Origin of the sequence: Candidatus Aeolococcus gillhamiae (assembly GCF_016464765.1) — a bacterium.
GTDB classification, from domain to species: domain Bacteria; phylum Chloroflexota; class Dormibacteria; order Aeolococcales; family Aeolococcaceae; genus Aeolococcus; species Aeolococcus gillhamiae.
The window spans coordinates 1-3,823 of sequence record NZ_JAEKNS010000041.1; the positions used below are offsets into that span (position 1 = coordinate 1).

Genomic DNA, 3,823 nt, shown 5'->3' on the forward strand with positions numbered 1-3,823 from the left:
ATGCCAGGGCTGCGGCATGGCCGAGGTCACCCTCGGTCAGGGAGTGCGCACCGCGATCCTCGACACCTTTCCCGAGATCCGCGAGGTGCGCGACACCACCGACCACGCCCAGGGCGCGAATCCGTACTACCAGGCGGCCAAGAAGTAGCCCAACCGGGCGGCCCGGCGGTCAGCCGGCGTTGCCCGACCAGGGGGGATCGCGGCCGAACCCGCCGGCGACCCGCTGATAGACCGGCGTATGGTCAGGCACGGGGACCTCGTCGCCGAACGATTTGCCCTCGTGATCCGGCCCACGAAATTGCGAGCTGAGGTTCTGCGTGGCTCAGCTTTGGGGTTCGGCATCCTTCTTGACGCGACGATTGTGCGGGTGTTGCTGGTTTGGCGTTGGTGGCGCTGCTCGGCCACTGGAACTGGTATCTGCCCGATCGGCTGGCGCGGGTGTTGCGCATCCAGCCATCGCACGCCGCCGCACGCGCGGCTCGCGCGCAGCGTGGAGAGGCCGCCCCACGGGGGACGACCCGGGGTCACAAAGTGGCCTCGGTCGCAGACGGGTCGGTGGCCGGGACATCGCCGCGTAGCCGGGTGCCACTTCCGGGCGCTGAGTCGACGGTCAGCTGACCGCCGAGCGCATCCAGCCGGTCGTACATGTTCACGAGCCCAGACCCACGTGGCTTCGTCGCCGGATCAAACCCGCAGCCGTCATCGCGGACCTCGAAGCTCAGGCTGCCATTCGACTGCGTCAGGGCGACGGTCACCAGGCTGGCTCTCGCATACTTCTCCACGTTCTGCAGCGCCTCGAGCACACAGAAGTACACGGCCGCTTCGAGCTCCTGCGAATAGCGCTTGATACCGTCGGCGTGGACGGTCACCGGAACGGTCGCCTTGCGCGCCTGCGACTGCAGCGCGATGGACAGCCCCTTGTCGGCGAGCAGCGGCGGGTAGATGCCCCGAGCCAGGTCGCGCAAGGTGTTCAGCGCCTCATCGGCGTCCGTCTTGAGCTCACCGATCGTGGCCCTGGCCCGTTCGGGGTCGCTGCGCATGAGCATCTCGGTGAGCCCCAATTTCACCTTGAGCGCGACAAGGTGCTGCTGTGCGCCATCGTGGAGATTGCGCTCAAGGCGCCGGCGTTCTTCGTCCTGGGCGGTGACGAGACGCTGGCGCGAGGCGCGCAGCTCGTCGAGTCGCGTTTGCAGGTCAGCTGTAAGGCCGACGTTCTTGAGGACGAGGCCCGCCTGGTGGGCGAGGTCGGCCAGCAGGTTCTCTTCGACAGGTGTCAGCGATTCGCCGGTCCGCTTGGTCAGGCTCAGCGCGCCCAGCAGGTCCGCCTGGTGGCGTACCGGCACCATCGTGTCGGCTCCAGCGACGGCGGGGAGCGCGTCGCCGTCGAGGGCAACGGGGTCGCGCGCGAGTGCCTCGGCAGGCCACACCGCGGCTGCCCGCAGCCATTCCCCACTGCGCAGCCACACGTCGGCGCGCTGCGCACCGGTCCCCTCCGCAAGCAACCGCGCCATGCGCGGCAGCACGTCGTCAACGGCGTAGCTCTCGGCCACGCGCTCCGAGAACTGCGACAGCACCTCATACGGCGTCGCCCGGTTGCCGTAGACCAGCCGATTGGCAATCCTCTGCAAGCGCTGCCGTACCGGTTGGAATCCGACGGCAACGATCGCCGTGGCGAGGATGGACAGACCCAGGTTGGGCTTGCCGCCATTACCGAGGAGCGCGCCGATGCCGACCGCGATTCCCACGTACACGGCAGTGATGAACCCCGCTAGCGAGCCGTACACCAGAGCGCGGTTGATGACTACATCGATGTCGTAGAGACGGTATTTCAGGACCGCGATGCCAACTCCAGCCGGCACGGCGACGACGCCGACGATCACCAGGTCTTCGAGCAGCAGCAGACGATGACCTGTGACGGACTCGAAGAATTGCTTGGCTCCGAATGTGATGGCATACACGGCGGTCGCGCACATCACGATCCGGACCTGGTGACGCTCCTCCACGTCCCCGCGGCGGTAGCGGATGACGATCGCGACCGCCGACAGGATCGCTGCGATCGGCAGCAGCAGGAAGAACCCGCTGAGAAAGTCAACAATCGCCAACAGCGCACCGGTCGGGCGGAGCGGATTCACCACCCCGGCCACCAGATAGTCGCCGGAAGCGGCATCGGCCGTGAGGGCCACGTAGGTGACGCCAAGCGTGATCGCCGCCGGCCATGCGACCCACCGCCACCGTCGCGACAGGAGTCTGCCCGTGGGGAACAGGAAACCGACGAGGATCACCGCCAGCCCGATGCCGATGATCCACAGGTAGTTCTCGAGAGCGACGACCAGGTCGCCGCTGCCGGGTCCGTGGGCCCGAAGGTAGCCCGCGTAACTCTGTAGCACACCGTCGAGCACGAAGACCGAGCCGCCGGCGGCGAGAAGCCAGCCGATGGGATTGTCCGGTCGGCGGGCCGCGACAAAGCAGCCGAGCCAGAGCAGCGCCAAAAAAGCTACCCCGGTGGGGATAGTGACCAGCAGGGAGGTGTCGCCGAATGTCCTGCCCACGGGCTTGGTTCCGCTCAGTTGCAGGACCAGTTGGACGATGGCAAGGAGCAAGCCAACGATTGCGATTGCGGCTGGTTTAAGGCCTGAGAGCGGACGTGCTGCGATTGCCGCAGGACCCCGCCCAACAGTCATGCTGCGAAGCTCGGCGGTCTGGGGGTCGATGCCGCTGACATACCCCCACCATAGTCATCAGCCGTGGTTCGGCAAGGCGGCAGGCATCCCGGCGTTCGGTGTGCTGGCACCACGCTGAGCGGCGCACCGTCGCTCACACGTGGTGCTAGCCCTCCGGGCTGAGCCCGGCTGACACCATTTCGCAACGGCCTGATAAAGCGCGAGAATCGGCCGCACATGAGGCCGAGAACCGCCGCCACAGCCCGCGCGGTCAACCCCTCGAGCAACGTCGACCTCTGGGCCGTGCTGACCACGGCGGTGCTGAGCCTTGCCCTCCTCCTCGTCCCGTTCATCCCGGCTTGCACGACATCCCGCGCTCGATCCCGATCCACCGGCTGATCTGGCACCGCTTCTACGCAAGCAGAGCTCGCGGCGGCGGTAGCCGTCGGGGCGGGGGAGGTGGACGCGCCCCCTGGTCACCGAGATGGTCAAACGCCCACCTCCCGGCGCGCGCTCATCACCGACAACTGTTGGGCGTGGTTCGCCGCGACCGCCCTCGCGGTCGAGCAGCAGGGTCAGCAACGAGTAACCACAACGCTCAGAGAGCGCCACGGTGACCCTGTCGGAGGCACCCTGATCACCACGCCGCTGTGTGCGGGGGTAAGGAAGTAGCCGTCAAAGTCTCGCGCCTCCTGGCCGACCCCGCGGCGCACCGCTCTTGGCGGGCGGTTCCTTGCGCTGACACTGGCGCTGGACGCGCATTCCGAATACGAACAGAAATGGCCATGGTGGACCGGAACTACTTTGACGCGTTTCAGGGGGGGCCCTGAATACGGATCGTGGAGGAGTCGTGACGTCCTGGGGTGCCCAGTGTCGGACAAGGCCACCGCGTTTGGGGCCCAAATGGCCACCGTAGCGGCCATGGTTGGCGATAACTGGCCTGCGTCGCGGCGCGACCGGCGTTGGGCGCCGCGAAGGCAACCTCCTGCAGAGCACGAACAGGGATACTTCGGCGGCTCTCTGCTAGTGCACCGACTCAGGAATACTTAGACGGTTCGCCTTGGCGAGGATGACATCAGCGGGTTTGATCCAGACGAACGGTCGGGAGTTCTTGTTCCAGCCGGTGAGAAAGCGGCCGATGGCAGCGACCAGTGCGGGCACGC

At 66.9% G+C, this 3,823-nt stretch carries 2 protein-coding genes; one reads left to right on the forward strand and one right to left on the reverse strand.

The window, feature by feature from the left end; genetic code table 11:
• Nucleotides 1–524: 524 nt before the first annotated feature.
• Nucleotides 525–2,600: a GAF domain-containing sensor histidine kinase gene (locus JF886_RS03590; protein ID WP_337309698.1), complete on the reverse strand. Its 2,076-nt coding sequence runs from the start codon at nucleotides 2,598–2,600 to the stop codon at nucleotides 525–527.
• A gap of 297 nt (nucleotides 2,601–2,897) precedes the next feature.
• On the opposite strand from JF886_RS03590, the gene JF886_RS03595 reads away from it, so the two are divergent.
• The gene (locus JF886_RS03595) at nucleotides 2,898–3,059 is read left to right on the forward strand and encodes a hypothetical protein (protein WP_337309700.1); all 162 of its coding nucleotides are present in this window, start codon (nucleotides 2,898–2,900) and stop codon (nucleotides 3,057–3,059) included.
• Nucleotides 3,060–3,823: the final 764 nt, after the last annotated feature.

Bases quoted from the DNA above. Each gene is read 5' to 3' on its own strand.
- JF886_RS03595 (WP_337309700.1), top strand. From the start codon at position 2,898: ATGAGGCCGAGAACCGCCGCCACAGCCCGCGCGGTCAACCCCTCGAGC.